Raw genomic sequence first — 441 nt, 5'->3', positions numbered from 1 at the left:
AAGACTTACGTCTTCGCTCATTGTTTTACTTCAAGATAAGGAGGTGATCCAACCCCAGGTTCCCCTAGGGTTACCTTGTTACGACTTCACCCCAGTCATGAATCACAAAGTGGTAACCGTCCTCCCGAAGGTTAGACTAGCTACTTCTTTTGCAACCCACTCCCATGGTGTGACGGGCGGTGTGTACAAGGCCCGGGAACGTATTCACCGTAGCATTCTGATCTACGATTACTAGCGATTCCGACTTCACGGAGTCGAGTTGCAGACTCCGATCCGGACTACGACATACTTTGTGTGATTCGCTCCACCTCGCGGTCTCGCTGCACTCTGTATATGCCATTGTAGCACGTGTGTAGCCCATCCCGTAAGGGCCATGATGACTTGACGTCGTCCCCACCTTCCTCCGGTTTATCACCGGCAGTCTCCTTAAAGTTCCCGCCA

General features: G+C 51.9%; 1 rRNA gene. It reads right to left on the bottom strand.

Annotated elements, in window-relative coordinates:
• Window positions 1-36: 36 nt before the first annotated feature.
• Window positions 37-441: ribosomal RNA gene (locus ABXH06_RS17855) — 16S ribosomal RNA — on the bottom strand; the annotation flags it as partial.

It is taken from the genome of Thalassotalea sp. SU-HH00458 (assembly GCF_040362795.1).
Lineage (GTDB): Bacteria > Pseudomonadota > Gammaproteobacteria > Enterobacterales > Alteromonadaceae > Thalassotalea_H > Thalassotalea_H castellviae.
Note: the sequence above shows the minus strand (reverse complement) of the source record. Positions and strands in the feature narration are given on the sequence as shown.